Raw genomic sequence first — 3,896 nt, forward strand, 5'->3', positions numbered from 1 at the left:
TCCGGATATCAACCGTTTGCGGGTGCAGTCGTTGCTATGGAGCTGATCCAGCTGGTCACTAGCGTATCAAACAATGCCAATATAAGAAGTATGAATAGTTGGAGGAAGATCGAATCACCGCCGATGATTACCACTCAAGACCAGTCATTGGTATGCGACAGCTGTCAGCCGAGCACGGCCTCAACCGTGAAGAAGTAGGTTGCGAGGATTTATCGAGAGTACGCCGCTATGTGCTTTTAAGGCATCCATTGCCTTAATTATTAGATGAGCGGGAGTAGGCGGCAAGGGTCCCTAGATGGCGTCATGATCGCAACAGCGGAGCGCGCGCGCGTCGCAGCAACATGCAAATTGAAACGTGCTGACCGCTCTGGGTCAGCACCATTAGTGCGAAGGTATCGATTGTACAAATCCTCGAATACAAGCACTTCGTCGAACTCCTTTCCCTTGGCCTTGTGGATCGTCATGACAATGACGCCTTGCTGAGTTCGTGAGTTAGCAGCGAACTGATCCTCCACCAGAGCGGCGCGCAGAAGTTCTCTTGCATTGAAGTAGGAGCCATGAACGCGCCACGCCTCCGCCAGGCGGGTCTCGATCTGTGTTCCGCGGCGCAATAACCTCATGTGTCGTGCCTCTGCGGCTACTGCTTGAATTTCTGTCCTGGCGTTACCTGCCATAAGGTTGCGAATGGACAGCCAGTCAGCGAATGGGTCACCACTCAACGCGAAAGCTTCAACCTCAGCAACCAGTTGGCGGACGCCGGCTCCAACTGCCCGGCCGTAGCCGGCATCACCGCGTAGGCGGACTCTTGAGGCTCGATCCCGGAGCTTTCGAGCTGTTTCGATCGAAGTCGCAGACGCACGTTCTTTGCGACCTGTTTCCAGAAGTGCCATTGCTTCCAAGACGTCAGCGCCGACGGATCCATTTGGGGCCCGTGGTTCCAGCAGCAACGCAATGACCATGCCCGCAARCATCGGCCCCTCCATCGATACTGCGATATCAACCGGATAGCTCGGCAGGCCATTGGCCTCCCTTCTCATGTAATCAAAGACGTTGACTGCGAGCTTGTTTGTCGGAACGAGCACCGCGATTGACCATTCAGATCGGCGGCGATATCTACCTGCGGTGCGAAGGACGCGTTCTTTCAGCGGGTGAAGACTCTGGCCACCGTAGCCCACAATGGAAACTCCGGCATAGGGTTCAGCCCGGTAGTTACCGCTGATGACTGCATCGGCGAATTGCGTGATGTCTGTCCCCGCGCTACGGTTGTTCTCGCCTTGAAAGTCAAAGACCGAAGGCTGAAAGGATTCGATGAAATCATCGAAGCGCCTGGGATCGGCACCCTTGAAATCATAGATGCGCTGCTTGGGGTCACCAAGGGCGATCAGGGTGCTATGCCGCCCCAAACGACGGATCATTGCCCACTCCTCTGCGTTCGTGTCTTGGAACTCATCGAGAATGATTACCGGATAGGCGTCGCCAATGGCGCGCGCAACCACGGGGAGCAGGTCGAGTAGCTCAGCGAGAAGGATTGGGAAGAGATCAAACGCGACCAGCCCTTCTTCTTCGAACAGGCGCCGTAGCTCGCGTGCGCGGTTCTGGTCGGGGACACCCGCTAGACGCGATCGCTCGTGAGCTGGAAGGAGTAGCGATACTCCAGGGCGTACGCCAAGCAGGTATGCATGACTTCGCAAGATCGACCAAGCGAAGCCGTGGTAGGTATTGATTTCGATGCGAGTCAGTTGATCTCGCGGCAGCGATGCAGTTGCTTGCTCAGCAACACGCGCTACAGTGGCGCGCGCAAAGCTGATGAACAGAGACTTACCCGTGCTGCCAAGTCGACCCGCTGCCAGTTCTTCACACGCCTTAGCGAGCGCAATGGTGGTTTTGCCTGAGCCGCCCCCCCCTCGCAGCGCGATATGCCCCTCAGTCGCGAGAAGGCGCCGCCGTTGGTCGCAGAGAACAATGGCCATTACGCTCCCCTTTATAGCGCCACGGGCGGCACGATGAAGGGGAGGGGCAGGGCGGGGGGCGCAGCCGGGCGTTCTACCATCTCGCGCAGGCTGCGTAGTGTGTGAACGATGGAGGCTGGCATATGCCCAACCTGGCACTGATCAAAGAACAGTGTCAGGTAGTCATCTCCCTTTTTATGGCGCATCAATGTGATGAATGGCTCTACATAAGCCTCATTCGGACTGCCTTCGGGAGGAACAATGCCTGCCAATGCATGTGGCCACTCTTGGTTGCCTACTAGCCATTTGACGAACCAGCTCTGCATATCGACTTGAATCTCCGCTCTTAGCAAATGCTCGAAACCCGCATAGGGCTGCTCGAAGGCCCGATCGCATGACGCCGCGATCGCCGCGCGTGCACCTGCCAACTGCTGGTCGAAGATAGTTGCGACTGTCTTTCCTAGCTGACGGAAGAAAGCAGCGAATGAGGCAACGTTGGTCTCGCCACCAGCGTCGAATGGCACCCAGCCGAGCGAGTCAAGCCGCTTGAACTGATCGGGCGCGAGGAATGCGATGCGCCGGGAGACTGCGCTGTATGCGACGAACTCCGTCTTTCCTTCAACAACGACGACGCGACGGGCGAGTAGCGCTTCACAGAAGCGGGTGCGGAAGCCGTCGCGAAAGAGCTTCAGTTTCAGGTTGGCCGGAAGCGAAACAGGTGTTGCTGACATCACGCCAGTCAGATCCCGCCGCATAACCGTCATTTGCTCAGGCTCGAACTGCTCGATCACGTAAGGCGAGTGCGAAGTGAAAAGCGCCTGTGAGGCAAGCCCGCGGACCTTGTCGACAACGCGTTGCTGGACATGAGGTGGCAGCGAAAGTTCGGGCTCCTCCATGGCAAAGATCACACGTCCCCGGCGGCGCTCTGCGATAAGACCAAGCATTGAGAGAACCAAGGCATTGATCGTGCCAGAGCCCTGATGCTGGAACGGAGCGGCGTAGCCCTCGACACCCGTTGCCAGGAATGATTTCAGCACTCGCCTAAGATCCTCGCGTGTCAACTCAGAAACTCGCAGATGCGGAGCATGTGCCCATTCTCCGGGCACGATGTCTCGCATGGCTTCCTGAATGGCATCAAGAATTCGCCCAAACTCCTCATCTTCGGCGCCGACAACATCCAGAGGGCGTAGCTTGTCGAGCAGCCCCTCCCACATTTTCGTCCGGACCTCGTAGGTTCTCAGGATGATGTCGAGAAGCGAGCCGCGTTCCATCGAGAGCGCCCGCGAACCAGTGCGAAGGGCCCGAAGATGCAAGAAGCCGAACTCGCGCTTGTCACCGGAGCGACATTCACTCGTAGCCTTCCCATCCTCCGACCTGGGCACGGCAAACCAGGTTTTGGCTTCGAACTCGTCCCCATCTGGATCGTACTTCCCCTCAAATCGGACGCGGACTGCGGGCACGACGCCCTCTTGGGCAACTTGCTGAGCTTCGCCAGGTCCCAGCAGCCGCTTATCTGCCTCACGCCAAAATTCTAGGTGTGCCCGGAAGCGCTGGCAGTGCTCGGCGTCCAGATCGGCAATTACAGCCTCGATAACAATTCTGGGAGCTGGCTCGTCGCCAGCGGCTTGGTAGGCCCCGCCGAAGAAGTCGTGCTCGTCAATCACCTGCTGCCGGGCCAGTCGATCAGAGCCAATGGCCAGCTCGATTGCCTCAAAAACGGTGGACTTGCCGGTGTTGTTGTCACCGAGGAGGACCGTAGTCCCGGCGAAGTAAAGGGTAGCGCTGCGGATACCTCGGAAGTTCTCAATCTCGACACGTGCAACGCGCATGGCTTCTCCTTATCCGTAGTCGCCCGGCAGTCCGTTCCGCCGTCTTCACTGTACAGAATATGCTAGTGCAGGGTATCCGTCCTCTTGCCGTCGCCCCTTCGCTGACGCTTCGTCAAAC

General features: G+C 57.7%; 3 protein-coding genes. 1 reads left to right on the plus strand and 2 read right to left on the minus strand.

Annotation, left to right across the window (positions count from 1 at the left end; translation table 11 throughout):
- A partial coding sequence (locus tag AC1VAN_RS14380; RefSeq protein ID WP_480986044.1) for a hypothetical protein occupies nt 1–198 on the plus strand: 198 nt, incomplete at its 5' end.
- A gap of 62 nt (nt 199–260) precedes the next feature.
- Here the strand turns inward: AC1VAN_RS14380 and AC1VAN_RS14385 are convergent.
- Together AC1VAN_RS14385 and AC1VAN_RS14390 are read right to left on the minus strand one after the other, a co-directional pair.
- Nucleotides 261–1,970: a UvrD-helicase domain-containing protein gene (locus AC1VAN_RS14385; protein WP_480986045.1), complete on the minus strand. Its 1,710-nt coding sequence runs from the start codon at nt 1,968–1,970 to the stop codon at nt 261–263.
- Between the two features lie 11 nt (nt 1,971–1,981).
- A complete protein-coding gene (locus AC1VAN_RS14390) occupies nt 1,982–3,778 on the minus strand; it encodes an ATP-dependent nuclease (RefSeq protein ID WP_442251546.1) in 1,797 nt (598 codons plus the stop codon).
- Nucleotides 3,779–3,896: the final 118 nt, after the last annotated feature.

The sequence above is a fragment of the Stenotrophomonas sp. 05L44_2 genome (assembly GCF_056665995.1).

Coding starts and splice junctions, on each gene's coding strand:
- AC1VAN_RS14390 (WP_442251546.1), bottom strand. CDS start 3,778: ATGCGCGTTGCACGTGTCGAGATTGAGAACTTCCGAGGTATCCGCAGC.